The sequence below is a fragment of the Bacteroides rodentium JCM 16496 genome (assembly GCF_000614125.1).
Lineage (GTDB): Bacteria > Bacteroidota > Bacteroidia > Bacteroidales > Bacteroidaceae > Bacteroides > Bacteroides rodentium.
On record NZ_BAKJ01000120.1, the window covers coordinates 1 to 2,507 of the forward strand.

Sequence of the window (2,507 nt, forward strand, 5' to 3'; positions counted from 1 at the left end):
ACTCACATTGGTGTTGATACTTGCTGTTTCGCCATAGGTGGCATTCAGTATCCGGTCCAGTCCGTCGTAAGTGAACTTGTAGCCGCGGACGGTGCTTTCATCCCCGGCCTTCCACGTCATACTGCTGATGCTGCCGTTGTACTTCGCAGCACCGGTGCCGGTATTGTAATACAGAGTCTGGGTGAACTTACTTCCGCTGATACCCGTCAGCCAGCCGCGGAGGTTGTAGGCGTAGGTCAGCTTGTCGGCACTTGCGCCATGGAATTCCCGGCTCTGGAGCCTGCCGAACTTGTCATACGTGTAGGCTGCCAGTGTGATGGATGTCCCGCTGTGGTTCAGGTCAAACTTCACGCTTTCCGGGCGGTCGCACGAGTCATAGGCATAGGTATATTTCCCGCTTACGGTAGGCGTACCGTTCTTGTAGTGCCATTCGTTTACCGTCTGAGGATTCCCGGTAAAGGTGTAGGCAGTCTCCTGCTTGAGGCAGAAGTCCGGCTGCGAACGGGTGGTACGTGTCACCCTCCCCTTGACGTCATAATAGTTGGCAACATATACCTTGCCCGTGCCGTCAAGCAGGGAGAGGATGCTGCCCGTCTGATGATTCCGGGCGTTGGACTTATCCTGCACTATGGCGACAGGAAACCAAGTACGGTTGGTGAATCCCGATTGCGACAGAAAGTCATAATTGTCGTAGAAGTTCTGTACATGTACCACCGGACTTGAAGAGGCGTTCTTTCCCGTACATTCCCCTTGCCGGGTCAATCGTCCCCGTAATTGCCCGGAGCGCTAATCTTGAAGCTAGCGAGGCTGGGCAGCCAACTGTCTTACACAAATAATCCCTACTTATGCACAATAATATAAGCAGGGATTCATTTTGTTAATCCATCGGATCAGATGTTTAGGAACTCGAAAGTAACAAATGAAGCATAATAACAGTCTATCAATAATAGAGCAATTATTACCTCTAATAGTTAAAAATCTCCTCAAAGGGCGAAACTTCGAATAAAGAACATTTTCCTTCTAAAATTACTCTATCAATTTTTCCCATAAATCCTTAACATATACACTAAAACTACAAAATTTGTAATGGGAAGTAACATATATATAATGGGTAACTTGAAAAGTATACTCAAAAGAGACACTACAACACCTAAAGCAATTGAGTATAAAACACATATACCTAAGAATATAATATTATAGGTGTTACTATTAATGATAATTCCAAGAACAGAAATTAATAACAATATAATAGCAATAATAACGGTCTCAATGGATTTAAACGAGAAAAGCCAAATGCTTTGGACCACCCAGAAAATAGGCAACGCCTCTTTTAATATATTCTTTTTTAGCATCATTTGTTTCTTCTTATTGTATATCCTTGTGAATTATTCTTTTTAATAGCTTGATACGCCTTACTTGGTAAATATGGATTTATTTTTACATTATAAACCTCTCCCATTTGGCGATTGGTTACTTCCATGTTGTTTTTTGTCTCTATACCGGCTTTGTTTAATGATTTTTGAACCGCAACAGAGCAATGATTGCCAATTAAAGAGTATCCTTGATCAACCGCTTCAATAAATGCTTTCCTTATAGTTCCGTCTTGTTTCTCCGTTGTAGGAATAAGATAACCCTCTTGATAACCATAACCATTAACCTTTCCACTCTCTATATCCTCTTTAGACGCATTTTGATTATATTCACTATCGAGGAACTCTTGCGGAGAGGACCAAGAAAGCTCTCCCTTATTATCTTGGGGACCACCTCCAGAACTTCCTTCAGTTGAGTTATATATCTTATCCCCATTGAAAGAATAATATTCCCATCGATTAGAACTATTCTGAATCAATAGACCCAGATGTTCCCCACTCGTATAATTAAGCACTACAATACTATCTCCGTTCACATCAATATTCCCAACCGGGTTATTCGCACCATACTGATAGGGAGACATCGGATAGTACTTTTCAGCAAAACTATCGTTCGTGTGGAATCGTCCCAGTGCAGCATCATAATGACGTGCCCCGTAGTCATACCAGTTCAAACCTTTCTTCGTGTCATACTCCTTACCATTATACTTGTAAGGCTGGACATTCGTAGTACTTGCAAAGACACCGCCGAAAGGATAATAGTGGTTAGTTTCCTCCACACTTCCGCTCTGGTTAATCACGACACGATTGTTACCTTGATGGTCTTTCAAGTAGTAGTGATACTTGCTGTCGCTCAGTGTAACATAACCCTCGTCCGTTAACAACAACTTCTGAACACCATTCTCATAGATCACACTCCCGCAGTAATCCGTTGTGGTGGTAGTGCTGCCTATCTTATGAACCGTTCTAAGCTTGGTACCATCGGCGGCATAAGCATAGGTAATCGTGCTACCGTCACTAAAAGTTACTACACCAGGCAAATTTAAACAATTATACGATATATTGGTAATTCCTTTGTTTAAATCTTTAGTTAAATTACCATTGGCATCGTAAGTGTATTCATTTGCCTGCTTCACG

At 42.3% G+C, this 2,507-nt stretch carries 1 protein-coding gene and 1 pseudogene; both read right to left on the reverse strand.

All coding sequences use genetic code 11. From position 1 onward, the window contains the following. Positions 1 to 762 (reverse strand): annotated as a pseudogene (locus JCM16496_RS22520) (RHS repeat-associated core domain-containing protein); the annotation flags it as partial. Between the two features lie 589 nt (positions 763 to 1,351). Next, on the reverse strand, positions 1,352 to 2,507 hold a 1,156-nt coding region (locus JCM16496_RS20900), incomplete at its 5' end, for an RHS repeat-associated core domain-containing protein (protein ID WP_025836411.1).